The organism is Methanoculleus sp. UBA430, assembly GCF_002506585.1.
Classification (GTDB): domain Archaea; phylum Halobacteriota; class Methanomicrobia; order Methanomicrobiales; family Methanoculleaceae; genus Methanoculleus.
Window position 1 is genome coordinate 326,148 of the sequence record NZ_DAXW01000016.1, and the last position, 16,852, is coordinate 342,999.

Below are 16,852 nucleotides of genomic sequence, written 5' to 3' on the forward strand. Positions count from 1 at the left end.
CATGCAGACATACCGCCGGTACGCCGGCGGTGACCGGCACGGCAAAACCCGAACCGCTTGCCTACACTACCTCGACGGAGATGACCTCGTGATGGGACAGAACGAGAATAACGCCATAGAGACCGCCACCTACCGGATCATCGGGACCATCCGATCGCCGTTCACCGACCGGGACACCACACCCATCCAGAGCATCTTTTCCGGGGCGGAGGGAACCATCGAGGTCTTTCCCGAATACGCCGAAGGACTCGAAGGGGTCGAGGGGTTCTCCCACATTCACCTCCTCTACCACTTTCACCGGGTGGACGGCTTCTCTCTGCGCCAGCGCCCCTTCGCCGACGGCAGCAGGGAACGGGGAATCTTTGCCATACGCCACTGCAATCGCCCCAACCCCATCGGCATCTCCCTCGTCGAGGTCGTTGCCGTCGAGGGCAGCACCGTCCGGGTCCGCGGGATCGACGTGCTGGACGGCACGCCGCTCCTCGACATCAAACCCTACGTCCGTCAGTTCGACCACCGCGACGAGGTCAGGAGCGGCTGGGTCGACGCGCGGCGCATCGAGGAGGTGAAGGTCAGGAGCTTCTCGCCAAAGGACCTCCGGGAGTACGAGGAGTCTTCATGAGCCGGCGGAGCCCCTCCCGGCCCCCGATTCTCACGCCGCCGGTCCAGGTGCGGCGCCCCTGTCACGGGTCGCATCTTCCGGGGAAGATGCCGAAGGCCCGGGGCCGGGCTCATCCTCCCATTTCTTTTCGTCAAGAAGGTCCTCGGCCTTCAGCCGTTCGATGGCCGCGTCCAGATACTCCGAGACGATCCTGTCCCTCTCCTGAATCTGCCGGATCCAGACCCGCACCGTCAGCCTGACCCAGTCCTCCTTGATCGACGAGACCTGCACCTTCGGCTCGAACAACGCATGACCGGGGCCGGGGCGATCGGATGAGAGGCGCCCGATATACGGGAGATCGAAGAGGCTCTGGAGGGCGGACCGCTCGGCCGGCTCGACGTGGGGCAGGATCAAGGGATGGTCGTGCGCGGCGGCAAGTGCGATCGCCTCCGCCCGCGCGAGGTCCGCGGTGACCGGGACGGCGAGCGGGATCGTGACCTCGAGAAGCCCGGCACGTGAGTAGTTGATGACCTTTGAGGTGATGATGCTCGCGTTTGGCGTGAGGACCAGACCGCCGTCGAGCCCCTTGAGGGTCGTCGTCGTGAAGGAGATGTCCTGCACCCTGCCGGGCCCGGTCTCCGGCCTTCCGCTGACGCTCACCCACTCTTCGAGCTGGACCGGGCGGTTGATCGTGATCAGGACGCCGGCGATGGCGTTCTGGATGATCTGACGCGACGAGAACGCTACGACGATACCAAGGATGCCGAGCGATGCGGCGAAGGCCGTCGGGTCGAAGGCGAGGAAGTGCCTGGCGCTCGCGTATATCCCGCCGAGGATGATGCCGTACTGAAGGACGGCCGCCGTCCACTTGGCTGTCCCGCGGGAGACGCGCCCGTCCAGACCCCGCCGGAGGAGCAGGTAGGCGAGGTTGCCGAGAAAGAGAAACCCGACGAAGGTGAAGAGAAAGGCTAGGAACACATCAAGGGAGACCTCGCCGATGAGGACCGAACCGCTCTCCTGCATATTAAAGGGTGAGAGAGGGGAAGATTAAGCCCTTCCGTCATGATGCTTCGGCCTTGACCGGGATCTCTTCAGCCGAGAGACGCCTGAGAACCTCCTTCAAGTACCGGGAGACAATATCGTCTTTTTGGGGGATCTTGCGGGTCCAGGCCCCGACGGTCAGTTTGATCCAGCCGTCGGTCACCGACGCGGTACGGATGGCGGGCTCGAGGTGCGCAAGGTCGGGGCGGTCGGAGCGGAGACGCCTGTTGTAGGGGAGATCAAAGAGGTCCTGGATGGCGGATTGTTCGCCCGCACCGGGGTCCTGGATGATCCGGGGGTCGTTGCGCGCTACCGCGAGCGCGATCTCCTTCACCTGCGCGAGGTCAACGGCGACCGGGACGGAGATCGAGACACGGATCTCCATCAGCCCGCCCCGGGAATAGTTGATGACCTTCGAGGCGATGATGCTCGAGTTCGGCATGAGGACGAGGCCGCCGTCGAGACCCTGGAGGATCGTCGTCGTGAAGGAGATGTCGTGCACCTTGCAGAGCCCTGTCGACGGCATCTCCCCGACGACGATCCACTCTTCGAGCTGGACCGGGCGGTTGATCGTGATGAGAACCCCCGCAAGGACGTTCTGGATGATCTGGCTCGACGAGACGGCCACGACGATACCGAGGATGCCGAGCGATGCGACGACGGCCCTCAGGTCGAAGGCGAGGAGATACCGTGCGCTCGCGTAGCCCCCGCCGATGATGACGGCATACTGGAGGATAGCCGCCGCCCACTTGGCCGCTCCGGGGGAGACCCGCCCGTCCAGAGCCCGCCTGAGAAGCATGTAGGCGAGGTTGCCGAGGAAAAGGAGCCCGATAAGCGTGAGAACGAACGCGAAGAGCGCGTCAAGAGGTACACCGCCGATGAGGACCGGATCGCCCGACTCCATGTAGAGAAAGATGGGTGAGCGAGGGAGTTAACCCCTCCTGCTGCTACCCGGACCCACCGCCGCCCGGTGCGCCCGCACGGGCCTGGAGCGCGGAGAGGATCTCTGCATCGAGAACCTCTTCGGCGCGCTCCCGATACCGGTCCGCCATGATCGCGAGAAGACATTCTGTCCCCGCGGCCGTGGTGGAGATCCCGACCCGCTCAACCCGGCGGATCAGCCCGTCGTGCTCCATCTCACCGAACCGGGGGAGGACGTAGTAGTGGGGGATCCCGAGATGCTCGGCAAGTTTTCGGGTGGTGGGAAAACGTATGGCGATGCCGCCCGGGTAAAAACCGATGGTTACGCACCGATCCTCCTCGAGGAGGATCTGTGCTGCCGCCTCAAAGATATCGTCATGCTCGTGTGTGGACATCCGATCGCGAAAGTTTGGTTGTTGTGAGGAAAAAAGGAAGCCGGTCTGGTTACGCTGCCGCTTCCGCCTTCATCTCGCCCCGCTCTTCTTCGGGCATCTCCTCGAGGTAGGTGATCTCGGCGCCGATGTCTTTGGCGATCTGCTCGAGTTCGGTTTTGCGGAAGTGGGTGCTCTCTACCTTCAGGTGCTTATCTTCGCCCTTCTCTTCGACGACGGCGACGACGCGGAACCGCGGCTGTTTCACGCCGGTGCCGACTTTCTGGCGTTCACGTGCATAGATCTTCATACTTCTCTTCACCTCATACCAGCTGGTATACCTGCTGGTAGCTCACAAAGATACTTAATGTTTTCCTCCATACCTGAATTGAGTGGTGTTTTATGGCAGAACGATTTGAGATGGGATCGAAGCTCAAGGGTGAAAGCCTTGTCCGGCGCGGTCTGCTCCGCGAGACCGAAGGTGTCCGGCAGATCAGGATCATGCCCGACCTGAACGTTATCAAGATCGGCGGCCACGGCGTCATCGACTACGGGCGGAAGGTTGTCCACCCGCTGGTGGAGGAGATCGGGGAACTCTCCCGAAACAATAAGATCCTGGTCGCCACCGGCGGCGGCGCCCGGGTGCGGCACATCCTCGACGTCGGGATTGACCTCGGCATGCCGACGGGGGTGCTGGCCGAACTCGCGGGCAAGATCAGCGAGCAGAACGCGATCATGATGTCTATCCTCTTCTCGAAGTACAACGGCACCCGGATCCACACTGACGATCTCTTAAACCTCCCCTCGCTCATATCCCTCGGGATGCTCCCGGTCGTCCAGGGCACCCCACCCTACGGGCTCTACGAGCACCCCCCGAAACTCGGGAGCATTCCCCCGCACCGGACCGACACCGGCGCCTTCCTGATGGCCGAGGTAGTCGGCGGGAAGAACTGCATCCTCGGGAAGAATGTAGACGGCCTTTATGCCGAGAACCCGTTTGTGAATCCCGACGCCGAGTTCATCCCTGAGATTACGGCCGATGAACTCCTGGAGATGGAGATGGAGGATGTGGTGCTCGAACCGATGGCGGTCGAACTGCTCCGGGATGCCGTCCACGTCAGAGAGATCAAGGTGGTGAACGCCCACGTCCCCGGCAATATTACAAAGGCCATCAACGGGGAGCGGGTCGGCACCCTGATCCGCGCCTGAATCCCCGAAATCAACATTTTTTCATTGACCTCGAAGAAGTCTTATTTAGTATTGTGGGTGGATCAGTACAGCAAGCGATCCCATGACCATCTATCTCGGCATCGACGACACCGACACCCGCGAGTCCCGGGGAACCGGACGGCTCGCACGCACGATTGCAGCAGAACTCGCCAGGAGATACACGGTAACGGGAGTGACCCGGCACCAGCTCTTCGTCCACCCCGCTGTCCCCTACACCTCGCATAACAGCTCCGCGGTCATCCACATCCAGGAAGCGGAGAACGGGGCCGCGGCCGACGTCTTTGCGGCGGCAAAGGAACTGATGCTCGCCGACTTTATCGAGGGGAGCGATCCCGGCATCTGCGTTGCCGCCGGCTCTGCTGTCGGGAGCGAGGTCTCCCGTTTCGGGCTCTCGGCAAAGGCGAGCCTCGTGACGCAGGAAGAGGCGCGCGCGCTCGCCCGCGGGGCAGGAATCCTCCTCGAGGGGCTCGGCGGCACCGAGGACGGCGTGATCGGCGCGCTTGCCGGCGTCGGGCTCGCAGCATCAGGGAACGACGGCCGGTTCGTCCAGAAGGGAACGACCCGGGACCTCCGGGGCGTCCAGACGGTCGCGGCGATCCTCGCCTCAGGCGTCGACCGTGTCTCGACCCGCGAAGGCGCTGCGGTCAGCGAAGGCACCGTCACCCTCCGGAAATTCCCCAAACCCGCCTTCATCGGAGGGAATGCCGTCCTCTTCGTCGAGGCTGACGGCGACACCTACCATGATATCGTGGTCGGGTGACGGTAACCGGATGGGGTGGCCATGCCTCCCCGACTTGCCCATATTAGTTTACCCGGCCCGTTTGTCAATCAGATAAAGTTGATAAACCGATCTTCAAAGTAAATCCATTATATTTAATTACGAGTATTCCGATAGTTTGTTTGATAATTATGGTTAGACGAACTCTTTTCGCCGTTGCGGCCGTCATGGTCGCTCTCCTGTTCATCTGCGGCTGTACCGGGACGACAACTGACCCGGTCCCTGATGAGAAGCAGCAACTCCGTATCGCCACGACGACGAGCCTCTATGACACCAAACTCCTCGACCACCTCACCCCGATCTTCGAGGAACAGTACAACGCCGAGGTGCTGATCATCTCCGCCGGGACCGGCAAGGCGCTCGAGTACGGGCAGCGGGGCGACGTGGACGTCATGATGGTCCACGACCGTGCACGTGAAGACACCTTCCTTGCCGATGGCTACGGGACCAACCGGCGCGTATTCGCCTACAACTACTTCGTCCTCGTCGGACCTGAGTCCGACCCGGCGGGTGTCGCGAACATGACCCCTGAAGCAGCCTTCACCGCCATCCGCGAGAAGGGAACGGCCGGCGACGCGAACGTGACCTTCGTCTCCCGCGGCGACGCATCGGGCACGCACTCCAAAGAGCAGGCCATCTGGAAGGCCGCCGGGTTCAACTACACGACAGAGGTAAAGGGTTCCGGCGACTGGTACCAGGAGGCCGGGACGGGCATGGGCGCGACCCTTGAGATGGCAAACGAGAAGGAGGCCTACACCCTCTCCGACATCGGGACCTATCTCGCCTACAAGGGCGATCTCGACCTCGTGACGATCGTGGACGAGGGCGATATCCTGCTCAACGTCTACTCGGCGATGCAGATCAACCCGGAGAAGTTCCCCGATATCAACAGCACCGTCGCGAAGGACTGGGTCAACTTCGTGATCTCCGACGATATCCAGAAGGAGATCGCCTCTTTCGGCGTCGACAAGTACGGCCAGCCCCTCTTCTACGCTGCAGGGGACGACTGGGAGAAGATCGGCGTGACCGAGGCTGAAGTGAAGGACCCGATCGCCTGATCCGGTCACCAATCCCACCCCTTTTTGCCGCCTGCGAACCACAATTAGGGCAAGAACATGTACGAGATCGTCGAGGGATTCCTGGAGGCGGCACGGCTCATCGTCACGCTCGATGCCGACGTGATGGCCATCGCTCTTCGGAGTATCACGATCTCGCTCACCGCAACCGTTCTTGCCGGCCTGGTCGCCGTTCCGCTCGGCGCTGCGATCTATTTCGGCACCTTTCCGGGCAGGAAGAGCCTCATTAACCTGATCCAGACACTCTACTCTCTACCGACGGTCGTCGTCGGGCTGCTCATATTCCTGTTCATATCCCGGGTCGGGCCGTTTGGCTTTATGCGGCTGCTCTTCACCCCGACCGCCATGGTCATCGCGCAGACGGTCCTCGTCCTGCCGATCATGACCGGGCTCACTATCTCGGCGCTCTCCGGGGTTGACCCGGTCATCAGGGACACCCTCCGCTCGCTCGGCGCGACGCACCTCCAGTTCCTTGCAAACGTCATGAAGGAAGCCCGGTTTGCGATCCTCGCGGCCGTCGCGGTCGGGTTTGGACGGGCGATATCCGAGGTCGGGGCGGCGATTCTCGTCGGCGGCAACATCATGGCGTCGTCGTTTGCAAGTTCGACCCGGGTGCTGACGACTGCGATATCGCTTGAGACCTCGATGGGCAACATCTCCGAGTCGATTGCGCTTGGGATCCTCCTCCTCCTCATTGCCCTCGCCGTCAATCTTGTCATAACCACAGTGCAGCACAGGTAGAACCCATGATTGAACTTGAAGGCGTCAGAAAAGCGTTCGACAGCAAGGAGGTGCTTGCCGGCGTCACCGGACGGATCGAGCGGGGGGAGATCTTTGCCGTCATCGGCCCCTCCGGTGCCGGGAAGTCGACCCTGCTGCGTCTCATCGATCTCCTCGACACCCCGACGGGGGGAGCGATCCGGGTCAGGGGCACTGATATCCACGCGGAGACGGAGAGAAGTCTTTCCATCCGCCGGATGATGGGGATGGTCTTCCAGAAGCCGGCGGTCTTCAACACGACGGTCGCGGAGAACATCGCTGTCGGGCTCCGGTTCAGGAGAGCGAGGGAGGCGGCGATCCGGGAGAAGGTCGAGGAGGCCCTCGAGATGGTCGGTCTCGCCGGCTACGAGGAGCGGCGGGCCCGGACGCTCTCGGGCGGGGAGATGCAACGGGTGGCCCTTGCCCGGGCGATGGTAATCGAGCCCGCGATCCTCCTCATGGATGAACCGACGGCGAACCTCGACCCGGTCTCGGTGGCGACGATCGAGGACCTGGTCGTCCGGATCAACCGCGATCTCGGCACGACGATCCTCTTCTCCACCCACGATATGTACCAGGGTCAGCGGCTCGCCCACCGGATCGGGGTGCTGATGAACGGTGTCTTCGCGCAGGTGGGAACCCCGCGGGAGGTCTTCACCATCCCGGCAAGCCGGGACGTCGCCCGGTTCGTCGGGATCGAGAACATCGTCGACGGCGTCGTCGTCGGGGAGAACGGCAACGCCGTAGTCGTTGCCGGCGGCGTCCGGATCCGGGCCGCGGCGCTCCCCGGCCCGGGAGAGCGGGTCTCCCTCTGTATCCGGTCGGAGGACATCCGGATCGCCCCGGCGGACGCCGCGATGGCCGCGCCCGGCAGAAACGCCCTTCCTGGCACCGTTGCCTCCATCGTCCCCCGCGGCCCGTTCAGCAGGGTGACGGTCGACTGCGGGTTCGCCCTCTCGTCCGTTCTCGCCTGGAAGGTGGTGGACGACTTGGGGATACGCGAAGGCAGCCGCGTCAGGGTCTCGTTCGCGCCGGAGTCGGTCCACGCCGTCCAGCAGGAGTGAGGGGGCGGCATCGCACGGCGGGCACCTTCGCCGCCACCGCTACCACCCGGCGCCCGGAGCCGGCTCTCAAACACTTCAAGTCGCTTCCGCCCGCTCAATCAGCGCCAAGCAGCCACTTCCAGAGCGGGACATACCTGACCGCCCCGTCCGTCTTCTCCATGTCTTTCGTGAGAAGGATGCACTCCGCACCTGGGAACTATGGAGGTCTGCAAACTCAAGCAGCGCCTTCTCTTCCGGGGCGGGGAGGGTATCCGTATACGAGACGTCGATCGCCGAGAGCGACCGGTGGGGATGTTTGACGACGAAATCTACCTCGCCCTGCTTCTTCCGGTAGTAGACCTCATGGTCCTGTTTCTTGAGTTCCAGGAAACGAGGTTCTCCGCAAGTTTTCTCTCATCCTCTAGGAACCGGAACGATACGGCGGTCAGGAGGTCGAGGACCGGGGCCACATGATTTCGTTGGAGTATACCCCGGCACAATTGTCTGTTTTCATCGGAGTATAATCGAACTAAACCAGCTATCCAGGGAGTCTTCCCCATAGTCCTGCAGGGATACCATCACCGTGCCGGCACCCGGCGCCGTGCCCGCGTCACCCTCAGGAAAGAGCGTCGTCCTCCGCCAGGTGCTCCCGCACCTCGGCAAGGTGCGCATCAAGCCGCCGCCGGAACTCCCGGCGGTCGAGCGACCGCGCCTCGTGCCCCTCAAGCTGCAGGATCCGGTCGGCCTGCGCGATCAGGATATCGAGCGACGAGGCAGCGAAGTGCGAAGTTCCCCCGGGAACGGAGCTCGAGCACCGTCAGGTGCGAGGGGAGTTGCATGCCCGTCTCGCCGAGCGCCTCCCGCCGGGTGGCGAGCAGGGTAGCAAGGGGCGTCACCTCCCCGCTCTGGAGGCAGCCCGGCACCAGGAGGTTCGTCGCGGAACGGTCCTCGTCGAGGATGAGGAGCGGGGCCGCCGCCCGGACCGCGGCCTGGAACTCCTCTGCCATCACGAGCGAGCCGCTCCCCCGGCCGAATGCCGCCCGGGGCGCGCCCGCAAGCCCCGGCGGGAGGCTCGCGAAGAAGAGGCTGACGTCCGCTCCGGCGAGGTAGCGCTCGCCCGCCTCCGCCCGGGCGACCCCGTTGACGCTGACGAGGAGTTCCCTCCCGTCCCCGGCGGCGTGGTCGTCCTGCCCGGCGATGAGCGCATGGAGGATGGTGCTCTTCCCTTCGGCGTTCGAGCCGGCGACCGCGAAGACCTCCCGGCGCCGGAGCCCGAGGCCAGTTGCGATCCTGCCGCTCCCGGCGAGTTCCACCTCGACCGGGTCGAGTTCCGGCGGGCAGCAGAAGGGGACGTGCACCCCCTCCTTTGGGCCCGAAATGCGGTGGTGGCACCGGAGCGGGGTGAAGTTGCGGGCGGGCCGCGTGCCGTCGGCGATGAACGCGACGAGCCCCATCCCGGGGAGGACGCGCCGGAGCACCTTCTGGTCGACGGAGAGAGCCCGCGCTGCCGCGAGGGTCTGCTCCGGCACCCGGCGCACGACACGGTCGAGGGCCTCGATGAGCGCCCCGAGTCGTTCCTCAACCTCCCTCGCCGCAGCCGGCGCCGGCGGGCCGGGGTAGGGGAGGGCGCCCCTGATGACGAGATGGACCCCGGCATCGTCGATCCGGTTCCCATCGTCCGGCCGCCAGAGGCCGGTCCCGACGGCACTCCCTGACGCGATCAGCGTGACCGGCTCCACGTTCGGCAGGCAGTGGCGGGGATGCTCCGTCCCGGTCCCGGCGATCGGGTAAAGATCCCGCTCCGCCGGGACCGCCGCCTTGATCGCCTCAATGATGACCCCGGCAGCCCCGTCGGCGCCCGGACCGGACGCGCCCGGGCGTGCCCGGAGCAGGACCGGGATGCTGAACCGGAGCGCTGTCATATCCAGCGACCGGACAAGGTAGGTGTTGACGAGGTCCCGCACCACACCCCGATCGATGCGTGCCCGGCCGTCCCCGATACCCGCGACGATCCGGTGAACCTGCCCCTGCCAGGAACCCTCCGTTCCGCTCATCCCGTCTCACCAGATGATGGTATCCCGGATCCCAAGGCTTTTTGTGCACACCTTCCCTGGTCTTAAATATCCGCACGGCCCACCATTTCTACAATGGAATTGATCGTCCTCGCCAGCGGGAGCAAAGGAAACTGCACCTATCTGCGAGGGGAGCAGGGTGCGCTGCTCATCGACGCGGGGCTCTCGGCGCGTGAGACCCTTCGCCGCCTCTCGGACGCCGGTGGGGATCCGTCGCTTATCGCGGGGATTCTTGTCACCCACGAGCATATCGACCACATCCGCGGTGTCGACGTCCTGGCAAGGAGGCTCGGCGTGCCCATCTACGCGACCGGCGGCACGCTCGAGGCGTTCAATGAAAAATGCGGCGCGACGTCGGCAGAGGTCAGACGCTGTCGGTGCGGCGAATCGTTCTCTATGGGCGACTTCTCGGTCGAGCCCTTTGCCGCCTCCCACGACGCCCGGGAGCCCTGTGGGTTCTGTGTCACCGAAGGCGACCTCCGTATCGGGTGCTGCACCGATACGGGCACCGTCACCACCCCCATGTTCGACCGGTTCGCATCCTGCGACGCCGTCCTTCTCGAGAGCAACCACTGTCCCGAGATGCTTGAAAACGGCCCGTACCCCGCATACTTAAAGAGCCGGATCCGGTCGAAACGCGGGCACCTCTCGAACCCCGACGCCGCCCGCTGCCTGCAGAGGCTCGCCGATCACATTCACATGGCGGTGCTCGCTCACGTCAGCGAGGTCAACAACACGCCGGAGAGGGTGCTCCTCTCCGCGCTCGAAGGACTCGGGTTCTACTCCGACCAGGTCGGGATCACCGTCGCCCCCCAGGACCCGGGAGAGGTGCACCCGGAGTCCTACGGATTTCGGCTCTAAGAGGCCGCTCACGCTCTCCGGATCGTGCAGACCATGCCGATCACGGCACCTGAGGCATCGGCGATCGGATCGGCGGAGATGCGGACCGGCTGGTTGGAATCATCCTTTCTCACGAGCGCCGTCTCTTGTGTGCGCTCTACAGACCTGCCCTCTCCGAGAACCCCCCGGGAGAGGGCCTCCCGGATAGCCTCACCTGAGAAGAGGTGCCATATCGGCTTCCCGGCCAGTTCGCTCTCTGCGTAACCGGTCAGGAGCTCAACTACACGGTTCACGAGGACGATTGTCCCGGCGGCATCGGTGGTGATTCTCCCCTCTTCGGGCTCAGCCACGTTCAGGGTGCCCTGTTCGATCGAGGAGTCCAGCCACTCCTCGACGGCCTTCCGCTCGGTCATCTCGATAAAGTAGAGGAGTCGCTGGAGTCGCTGGTTCGTACGCTCGAGTTCGGCGGTCCGCTCGGCGACGAGTTCCTCCAGGTGCTCGCGGTAACGGTGCAGTTCCTGCTCCGCCTTCTTCCGCTCCGTGATATCTCTGACGACGGCTATAACAAGTGTCTCATACAGCGGCACAACGCGGGCTTCGTAGTGCCGGTTCACCCCGGCTTCAGCGTGGCTGAACTCCAGCGGCGCGGCAGGCAGACCTGTCCGGACGACCTGCTGCAGCGCATCGCCAAGGGCCTCTCCGATCTCCGCCGGGAGCAGGTCCTGCACTCGCCGCCCGAGAAGCGTCCGGAGCGCAAGCGGCACCTCCGCGAGCGTACCGGCCCTGGATTCGAGGATCGTGCCGTCGGCGTTCAGCCGGAGGAAAAGGTCGGGAAAGGCCTCGATCACCGCGGTCAACTCAGATGTGGTCTGCCGGAGACATTCTTCGATCAGGACCTGCTTGGTGACGTCCCGGACGGCAAGCAGGCTGAAACCGCCCTCGACCGGCGCTCGACGGAACTCGAGATCGCGCACCTTCTCGTTCCTGCAGACCACGCTGGCGACCAGGGTGCTCTCTTCTCCCCGGAACAGTTTCTGTGCCCTATCCTGCACATTTCGCCGGTATGCCGGGTTCGGGTGGGCCCGTTCGAACCATACATGCATATCCGGGACCTCCTCCCGGGTATACCCGGTGATCCTGGTAAACGCCGGGCTCACGTACCGGCATCTGCTCTCACCGTCCACCAGAACGAGTCCATCCGGTACTTCATGGAGGATCGAGAGGTAGATCTCCGGGAGAAGGCGAGACGACTCCCGGACGGCGTTTGTGCCGGCTGTTTTCCCGCCGGTACCCTGCATTGTATTGTTTCCTGTCATTGCGGCCGATCCTCCCCGCGTATCTGCATATTCCGGCTCCAACACGCTCTCCGTAGGTGGTTTTGCCTGCCAGGGTAGATATATTCATCGCTATGGCTTTCCACTCTATCTGGTCGATCAGTCATTTTAGTGAGTATCCCGGGGCGTTGCCGCGAATAAACACATCGGCGGGAGGCAGTTGGCGATTGCGGAGCCGGGGTTTTGAGGGAAGGTGAGTTCCCGGGTTCACCCTGGAGTGTATCAAGAACGATGCGGGGGCCTGCGCATTATCTGGTCCGGGGATCGTTTTGGTGTGAAGTCTCTCAGTCTTCCCCGATCTTCAGGATGTGCATGCAGTACTGGTCGATGCTGGTGAAGAAAACAGATCTCGCCCGTTTTGCCCGGTCGTCATCCCCTTCGATGAAGTCACGGAGGGTGTACTCAAGCGTCGTAATGTAATAGTCCCGCGCGGCGGAAGCCTTCTTTGCTTCTTCAAAGCAGAGATAGCTCTCAGTCTTACGGTTACACATCACCTCGAGCACGGCATCAAGCATCAGAAGCAGGTGCCGGGGAAACTGCTTCAAGATTGCGAGTTTCCGGAAACTGGCGTAGGATGCCGGCTGTAACCCGAGGATCGCAAGTTTCAGCCCGAAGTAGATCGGCTCATGGGCCTCAGGGTACTGCTGCATCATCTGCTTGACGACGGCAGCGGCATCGCTCCCGTTGCGCTGCTCCATGTGGACGTTAAACGCCCCGGCCAGGAACCGCATGTCGTCCGGGAACCGCTCCGTTGCCTGGGCAAGGAGGAGCTGCCGGCGCTCGATATCTGCCTCCTGCTTCGCCCGCAGGATGCCGATGCGGTAGAGTTCCGGTTCGCCCGGGAACCAGGTGAACGCCAGGTCGAGCATGAACCAGAAGATCAGGTTCAGCCGGGCATCTTTCCGGTCGAAGACCCCGAGACGGTCGAGCGGGACGTGGGAGCGGCAGAGGGTCAGCATCTCCTCACGGGCCCGGAGTTCCGTATCATCGGGACGAAGATCCGGTTTCCGGTTCGTTGCGCGGGACTGGGCGTAGTAACTGTACGCAATTGCGGCATTGACCCGCCCGTCATAGTTCCTGTAACGGGCCAGGTACTCAACAGCCTGGTGGTAATTCCCGGTATCGATCAGTTTGAGGCCCGCAACCACGTCAAGCGTCGCCCGCCCTCTCCTCCGTCGCTTGTTCCCCATGGCGTGCCGGAGGATCTTTTCCAGGAACTCCGGCGTAGGGATCTCGCGCGTGGCGTTGAGGAGCGTGAGGGTGGTCGCATCGATGAAATCGTCGTATGACCTGTCGTCCAGGTCGGGGAACGTCCGGTCGAGGGTGGTGGCGACGTGCCCGAAGAAGACCGGCAGGTTCCCTTCCACCTGAGCGATATTCTTCTCGATATAATCGTCCATAGTAGCCCGGAGCTGTTCAAGCCGCCTGGTCCGGAGCGCTTCGGGCTGCCACGCACCTTCCATGCACCTACAGGTTGAAAGCCAAAGAGATATTTGTTTTTATATTCTCCCGAAAATCAACCGGCCGAAGGAGTATCCGCTCTCGTATCGGTGCCCCTCCTTCTACGCGATCTGCCGGTCCTGCAGGGGGTGTTGCGATCTTTTGCGCAGCATGGATCTGCCTATCGGAGGTTATGTGCGCAACATCCACGGGGCTTTGACCCCGTGGACGGTGTCAAAAAGGGTTCTATTCCGATGGTCCCTTGAAGAAGAGCCTGCAGTGGCAGGCCCCCTCTTCTTCGATCTCTTTCTCGTGGTGAACGCAGGGGCAGATGATGGTCTGATCTTTCTTGGGGTCCCCGCTCCGGATCCTGCAGGGGCAGTATCCCGCCCCATACCGTTCCTGGTTCCGGGCGAGCCCGCGGAGAACGGCTTCGAGCTGCCTCTCGTCGACATTCAGGATATAGCCTTTCTCCTTTGCGAGCTGCTTCGCCCTGCTCCGTGCTTCTTCAATTCCATCCTCATTCATTGCAGAAACTCCTGGTGTGTCATTTGCCGGTGCCCGTGTTGTTCGATATAGGTCATCATCGACTTAAATATCTTGATCCCGTCCACCGACCCGAGCACAGCCTCGCTCGCCCGCTCGGGGTGCGGCATCATCGCGAGCACGTTTCCGGCCTCCGAGAGGACGCCGGTGATGTTCTTCGTCGACCCGTTCGGGTTGCTCTCCGGGGTCGGGTTGCCGTGCTCGTCGCAGAACCGGAACGCGACCCTTCCCTCACAGTTGAGGCGCGCGATCACGTCCTCCGGGGCGACGTACCGCCCCTCCTTATGGGCGATCGGGACCCGGATGACCTCCCCTTCCCGATAGAGAGCGGTGAACGGGGAGGTGGTGTTCTCGACGCGGAGATAAACGTGTCGTGAGATGAACTTCGGGTAAGCATTCAACGTGAAAGTGCCGTCGACCAGTCCAGCCTCCGAACCTATCTGCGCACCGTTGCAGATCCCGAGGACCAGCCCTCCGTCTTTCGCGTGCCTGACGATCTCGGCCATGATTGGGTTCCGGGCAGCGATGGCCCCCGCCCGGAGGTAGTCCCCGTACGAGAACCCCCCGGGGAGCACCACGGCATCGTAGGAGCGGGCCAGCCCGTCCTTATACCAGACGAGGTCCGTATCGACCCCGCAAACCTCCGCGAGGACGTGGTAGACGTCCCGGTCGCAGTTGCTGCCGCCGAACTGCACCACAGCAAATCTCATGCCTCACGTGACCTCAATCGTGTAGTGGTGGATGACGGGGTTTGCGAGGAGCCGCTCGCACATCCGGGCGCCCTCCTCCCGTGCCGCCGCAGCATCCGCTGCGTCAAGCGTGACCCGGAAGAGTCGCGCCGTGCTCAGGTCCTCGGTCGGAAACCCCAGGTTCGTGAGGGCGTGCCGGATGACACGCGCTTCAGGATTCAGCATTCCCTCTTTGAGCGCAATGGTGATGGTGACGATGTACCTCATGCAGATTCTTCTCGTGGAGGGGCGAGTATCCGTTTTGCGACGCCGGCGTAGGTCTCCATGACATCTCCCTTACTGAAACGGTATACATCCTTGTCGAGAGACGCCGCGGTCTCCTTGTCCCAGAGCCGCATCGAGTCCATGCTAATCTCGTCGCCGACGACGATCTCATCGTCGTTGCGGCCGAACTCGAGCTTGAAATCGACCAGGGTGATACCGCGTTCGTCGAGGTACTCCGAGAGCACCTCGTTTGTCGCGAGTGCCAGAGCCTTGATCTGGTCGAGTTCCTCGGGGGTAGCCAGGCCGAGCGCGTAGATCAGGTCGTCGTTTAACATCGGGTCATGGTGAGCGTCGCTCTTGTAGTCGATGACGATCACCGGCGGGTCGAGTCTCTGTCCTTCGTCGAACGGGTAGTTGCGCACGAGAGACCCGGCCGCAACGTTCCTGACGATCACCTCAAGCGGGATCATCGCAAGGCTCCGCACCGCGAAGGTGGCGGGCTCGACGCTTTCCAGGTAGTGGGTCGGAATCCCGTTCTCTTCCAGGTACCGGAAGAAGAAAGAGGAGACTTCCGCGTTGTATCTCCCCTTGCCGCTCAGAGTATCTTTCTTCCCGCCGTCGAATGCCGTTATGTCGTCCCGGAACCTCATGATGTATATGCCGGGGTCGTCAGTGCGGTAGACGGACTTTGCTTTCCCTGTGTAGAGGAGGTCAACCTGCTTCATGGCAAATCTCCTGATAGGTGTTGTCGGGATAAATGATGAGGGTATGCTCACTCCCCCCGGCCGGGTACCGCGATCCTCCCGGCGAGGTCCCGGATCAGGGGTTCGAGCAGGGGGGAGTACCACCCCTTCTCGATATACTGCGGGTAGATGCAGAGCCTCTCCCGGAGTTCGGCGTCTCCGGCCACCAGCCTGAGTTCGTCGATCTGCGGCCAGGGATGTTCGGGGTTGACGTAGTCGATGGTGAGCGGGGAGACCCCGCCGAGGTCGTTCACGCCGCACCTGACCAGATGGGCAGCGTCTGCGAGGTTTGGTGGTATCTGCACTGCGACGTCTGCCGGGAGGAGTTCCCGGGCAAGAGAGATCGTCGCGCAGAGTTCACTTGTGCCGGGTACTGCCGCATCCGCCATCGGTGTCTCCGGCTTCGGGCAGAAGTTCTGGACGATCACCTCCTGGATGTGGCCGAACCGTCGATGGAGGTCCCGGATGACCCGGAGCGACTCTTCGCGGTCCTCCATCGTCTCGCCGATCCCGACCAGGATACCGGTCGTAAACGGTATCGAGAGCCTTCCGGCGTTCTCGATCATCTCGATCCGGATCGCCGGATCTTTTCCGGGAGAGTCCCTGTGTGCGGCGACGTCTGCGGTCGTCTCGAGCATCAGCCCCATGCTCGCGTTCACCCCGCGGAGCCGGTCGAGTTCTTCATAGGTAAGGATGCCGGCGTTGGTGTGCGGCAGGAGGCCTCTTCGTACGGCCGCAAGCGAGAGGTCGTAGACGTAGTCGAGGATATTCGCGTAGCCGAGTTTTCCGAGCAGGGGAGTAAAACCGGGCATCGCGCCCGGCCGCTCCCCGAAGGTGAAGAGCGCCTCCGTGCAACCGATGGCTGCGCTCGCGTCCAGGGTCCGGATCGCCTCACCGGGAGGCATGATGCACCCCTCCTGCACCGGGGTCCGAAAACAGCAGTAGCCGCAACGGTTCGCGCAGACCGTTGTCAGGGGGAGAAATGCGTTCCTCGAAAAGGTGATCACGCGGCGGTGCATGGGTATATGTCGGCACTTCCGCACATGAACCTTCGGGAGAGGGTCGCGCGGAACGGGCAATCCGGCCGGAGCCTCGCCGGATCTC

Annotated in this window: 20 protein-coding genes; 8 read left to right on the top strand and 12 right to left on the bottom strand. The window is 63.0% G+C overall.

Features of this window, described 5'->3' with window-relative positions; translation table 11 throughout:
- The first annotated feature begins 91 nt into the window (after positions 1-91).
- Positions 92-622 carry a tRNA (N6-threonylcarbamoyladenosine(37)-N6)-methyltransferase TrmO gene (gene tsaA, locus BRA49_RS13390; protein WP_292386668.1) on the top strand — a complete coding sequence of 177 codons (531 nt, stop codon included), beginning with the start codon at positions 92-94 and terminating at the stop codon, positions 620-622.
- Between the two features lie 30 nt (positions 623-652).
- Here the strand turns inward: tsaA and BRA49_RS13395 are convergent, their stop codons facing one another.
- From BRA49_RS13395 to BRA49_RS13410, 4 genes are read right to left on the bottom strand one after another with little or no spacing between them, the layout of a single operon-like run.
- Positions 653-1,624 carry a mechanosensitive ion channel family protein gene (locus BRA49_RS13395; protein WP_292386627.1) on the bottom strand — a complete coding sequence of 324 codons (972 nt, stop codon included), beginning with the start codon at positions 1,622-1,624 and terminating at the stop codon, positions 653-655.
- Between the two features lie 37 nt (positions 1,625-1,661).
- Positions 1,662-2,546, bottom strand: coding sequence for a mechanosensitive ion channel family protein (locus tag BRA49_RS13400; RefSeq protein ID WP_292386628.1), 885 nt, complete (start codon positions 2,544-2,546; stop codon positions 1,662-1,664).
- 43 nt (positions 2,547-2,589) lie between these two features.
- A complete protein-coding gene (locus BRA49_RS13405) occupies positions 2,590-2,958 on the bottom strand; it encodes a hypothetical protein (protein WP_292386629.1) in 369 nt (122 codons plus the stop codon).
- 49 nt (positions 2,959-3,007) lie between these two features.
- Positions 3,008-3,244: a hypothetical protein gene (locus BRA49_RS13410; protein WP_292386630.1), complete on the bottom strand. Its 237-nt coding sequence runs from the start codon at positions 3,242-3,244 to the stop codon at positions 3,008-3,010.
- Between the two features lie 92 nt (positions 3,245-3,336).
- Here BRA49_RS13410 and BRA49_RS13415 point away from each other — a divergent pair, with 92 nt between their 5' ends.
- The 6 genes from BRA49_RS13415 to BRA49_RS13440 all read left to right on the top strand — a co-directional run bounded on the left by BRA49_RS13415 (position 3,337) and on the right by BRA49_RS13440 (position 8,294).
- Positions 3,337-4,143 (top strand): uridylate kinase, encoded by an 807-nt coding sequence (locus tag BRA49_RS13415; RefSeq protein WP_292386631.1) that lies wholly within the window; start codon positions 3,337-3,339, stop codon positions 4,141-4,143.
- Between the two features lie 82 nt (positions 4,144-4,225).
- Positions 4,226-4,924, top strand: a complete 699-nt coding sequence (locus BRA49_RS13420) for an ABC transporter substrate-binding protein (RefSeq protein ID WP_292386632.1) — start codon at positions 4,226-4,228, stop codon at positions 4,922-4,924.
- A 149-nt stretch (positions 4,925-5,073) separates the two neighbouring features.
- Complete coding sequence (locus BRA49_RS13425) at positions 5,074-6,000, top strand: substrate-binding domain-containing protein (protein WP_292386633.1); 927 nt, start codon at positions 5,074-5,076, stop codon at positions 5,998-6,000.
- Positions 6,001-6,057: 57 nt separating this feature from the next.
- Positions 6,058-6,759 (top strand): ABC transporter permease, encoded by a 702-nt coding sequence (locus BRA49_RS13430; RefSeq protein ID WP_292386634.1) that lies wholly within the window; start codon positions 6,058-6,060, stop codon positions 6,757-6,759.
- A 5-nt stretch (positions 6,760-6,764) separates the two neighbouring features.
- Positions 6,765-7,841 (top strand): ABC transporter ATP-binding protein, encoded by a 1,077-nt coding sequence (locus BRA49_RS13435; RefSeq protein ID WP_292386635.1) that lies wholly within the window; start codon positions 6,765-6,767, stop codon positions 7,839-7,841.
- Positions 7,842-8,039: 198 nt separating this feature from the next.
- On the top strand, positions 8,040-8,294 hold the full coding sequence (locus BRA49_RS13440; RefSeq protein ID WP_292386636.1) for a hypothetical protein: 255 nt from the start codon (positions 8,040-8,042) through the stop codon (positions 8,292-8,294).
- A gap of 248 nt (positions 8,295-8,542) precedes the next feature.
- Here the strand turns inward: BRA49_RS13440 and BRA49_RS13445 are convergent, their stop codons facing one another.
- A complete protein-coding gene (locus BRA49_RS13445) occupies positions 8,543-9,874 on the bottom strand; it encodes a P-loop domain-containing protein (protein ID WP_292386637.1) in 1,332 nt (443 codons plus the stop codon).
- A 93-nt stretch (positions 9,875-9,967) separates the two neighbouring features.
- On the opposite strand from BRA49_RS13445, the gene BRA49_RS13450 reads away from it, so the two are divergent.
- Positions 9,968-10,753, top strand: coding sequence for an MBL fold metallo-hydrolase (locus BRA49_RS13450; protein WP_292386638.1), 786 nt, complete (start codon positions 9,968-9,970; stop codon positions 10,751-10,753).
- A gap of 8 nt (positions 10,754-10,761) precedes the next feature.
- Here the strand turns inward: BRA49_RS13450 and BRA49_RS13455 are convergent, their stop codons facing one another.
- The 7 genes from BRA49_RS13455 to cofG form a co-directional block, all read right to left on the bottom strand.
- On the bottom strand, positions 10,762-12,048 hold the full coding sequence (locus BRA49_RS13455) for a PAS domain S-box protein (RefSeq protein ID WP_292386639.1): 1,287 nt from the start codon (positions 12,046-12,048) through the stop codon (positions 10,762-10,764).
- A 302-nt stretch (positions 12,049-12,350) separates the two neighbouring features.
- Positions 12,351-13,529, bottom strand: coding sequence for a hypothetical protein (locus tag BRA49_RS13460; protein ID WP_292386641.1), 1,179 nt, complete (start codon positions 13,527-13,529; stop codon positions 12,351-12,353).
- Positions 13,530-13,752: 223 nt separating this feature from the next.
- Positions 13,753-14,034 carry a ferredoxin-thioredoxin reductase catalytic domain-containing protein gene (locus BRA49_RS13465; protein ID WP_292386642.1) on the bottom strand — a complete coding sequence of 94 codons (282 nt, stop codon included), beginning with the start codon at positions 14,032-14,034 and terminating at the stop codon, positions 13,753-13,755.
- Complete coding sequence (gene purQ, locus BRA49_RS13470) at positions 14,031-14,762, bottom strand: phosphoribosylformylglycinamidine synthase I (RefSeq protein ID WP_292386643.1); 732 nt, start codon at positions 14,760-14,762, stop codon at positions 14,031-14,033. The genes BRA49_RS13465 and purQ overlap by 4 nt, the downstream gene beginning before the upstream one ends.
- A gap of 3 nt (positions 14,763-14,765) precedes the next feature.
- A complete protein-coding gene (gene purS, locus BRA49_RS13475) occupies positions 14,766-15,008 on the bottom strand; it encodes a phosphoribosylformylglycinamidine synthase subunit PurS (protein WP_292386644.1) in 243 nt (80 codons plus the stop codon).
- A complete protein-coding gene (gene purC / locus BRA49_RS13480) occupies positions 15,005-15,730 on the bottom strand; it encodes a phosphoribosylaminoimidazolesuccinocarboxamide synthase (RefSeq protein WP_292386645.1) in 726 nt (241 codons plus the stop codon). The genes purS and purC overlap by 4 nt, the downstream gene beginning before the upstream one ends.
- A gap of 47 nt (positions 15,731-15,777) precedes the next feature.
- The gene (gene cofG, locus BRA49_RS13485; protein ID WP_292386646.1) at positions 15,778-16,767 is read right to left on the bottom strand and encodes a 7,8-didemethyl-8-hydroxy-5-deazariboflavin synthase subunit CofG; all 990 of its coding nucleotides are present in this window, start codon (positions 16,765-16,767) and stop codon (positions 15,778-15,780) included.
- Positions 16,768-16,852: the final 85 nt, after the last annotated feature.

Excerpts from the sequence above, each read along its gene's own strand:
- tsaA (WP_292386668.1), top strand. The coding sequence starts at position 92 with ATGGGACAGAACGAGAATAACGCCATAGAGACCGCCACCTACCGGATC.
- BRA49_RS13395 (WP_292386627.1), bottom strand. The coding sequence starts at position 1,624 with ATGCAGGAGAGCGGTTCGGTCCTCATCGGCGAGGTCTCCCTTGATGTG.
- BRA49_RS13400 (WP_292386628.1), bottom strand. The coding sequence starts at position 2,546 with ATGGAGTCGGGCGATCCGGTCCTCATCGGCGGTGTACCTCTTGACGCG.
- BRA49_RS13405 (WP_292386629.1), bottom strand. The coding sequence starts at position 2,958 with ATGTCCACACACGAGCATGACGATATCTTTGAGGCGGCAGCACAGATC.
- BRA49_RS13410 (WP_292386630.1), bottom strand. The coding sequence starts at position 3,244 with ATGAAGATCTATGCACGTGAACGCCAGAAAGTCGGCACCGGCGTGAAA.
- BRA49_RS13415 (WP_292386631.1), top strand. The coding sequence starts at position 3,337 with ATGGCAGAACGATTTGAGATGGGATCGAAGCTCAAGGGTGAAAGCCTT.
- BRA49_RS13420 (WP_292386632.1), top strand. The coding sequence starts at position 4,226 with ATGACCATCTATCTCGGCATCGACGACACCGACACCCGCGAGTCCCGG.
- BRA49_RS13425 (WP_292386633.1), top strand. The coding sequence starts at position 5,074 with ATGGTTAGACGAACTCTTTTCGCCGTTGCGGCCGTCATGGTCGCTCTC.
- BRA49_RS13430 (WP_292386634.1), top strand. The coding sequence starts at position 6,058 with ATGTACGAGATCGTCGAGGGATTCCTGGAGGCGGCACGGCTCATCGTC.
- BRA49_RS13435 (WP_292386635.1), top strand. The coding sequence starts at position 6,765 with ATGATTGAACTTGAAGGCGTCAGAAAAGCGTTCGACAGCAAGGAGGTG.
- BRA49_RS13440 (WP_292386636.1), top strand. The coding sequence starts at position 8,040 with ATGGAGGTCTGCAAACTCAAGCAGCGCCTTCTCTTCCGGGGCGGGGAG.
- BRA49_RS13445 (WP_292386637.1), bottom strand. The coding sequence starts at position 9,874 with ATGAGCGGAACGGAGGGTTCCTGGCAGGGGCAGGTTCACCGGATCGTC.
- BRA49_RS13450 (WP_292386638.1), top strand. The coding sequence starts at position 9,968 with ATGGAATTGATCGTCCTCGCCAGCGGGAGCAAAGGAAACTGCACCTAT.
- BRA49_RS13455 (WP_292386639.1), bottom strand. The coding sequence starts at position 12,048 with ATGACAGGAAACAATACAATGCAGGGTACCGGCGGGAAAACAGCCGGC.
- BRA49_RS13460 (WP_292386641.1), bottom strand. The coding sequence starts at position 13,529 with ATGGAAGGTGCGTGGCAGCCCGAAGCGCTCCGGACCAGGCGGCTTGAA.
- BRA49_RS13465 (WP_292386642.1), bottom strand. The coding sequence starts at position 14,034 with ATGAATGAGGATGGAATTGAAGAAGCACGGAGCAGGGCGAAGCAGCTC.
- purQ (WP_292386643.1), bottom strand. The coding sequence starts at position 14,762 with ATGAGATTTGCTGTGGTGCAGTTCGGCGGCAGCAACTGCGACCGGGAC.
- purS (WP_292386644.1), bottom strand. The coding sequence starts at position 15,008 with ATGAGGTACATCGTCACCATCACCATTGCGCTCAAAGAGGGAATGCTG.
- purC (WP_292386645.1), bottom strand. The coding sequence starts at position 15,730 with ATGAAGCAGGTTGACCTCCTCTACACAGGGAAAGCAAAGTCCGTCTAC.
- cofG (WP_292386646.1), bottom strand. The coding sequence starts at position 16,767 with ATGCACCGCCGCGTGATCACCTTTTCGAGGAACGCATTTCTCCCCCTG.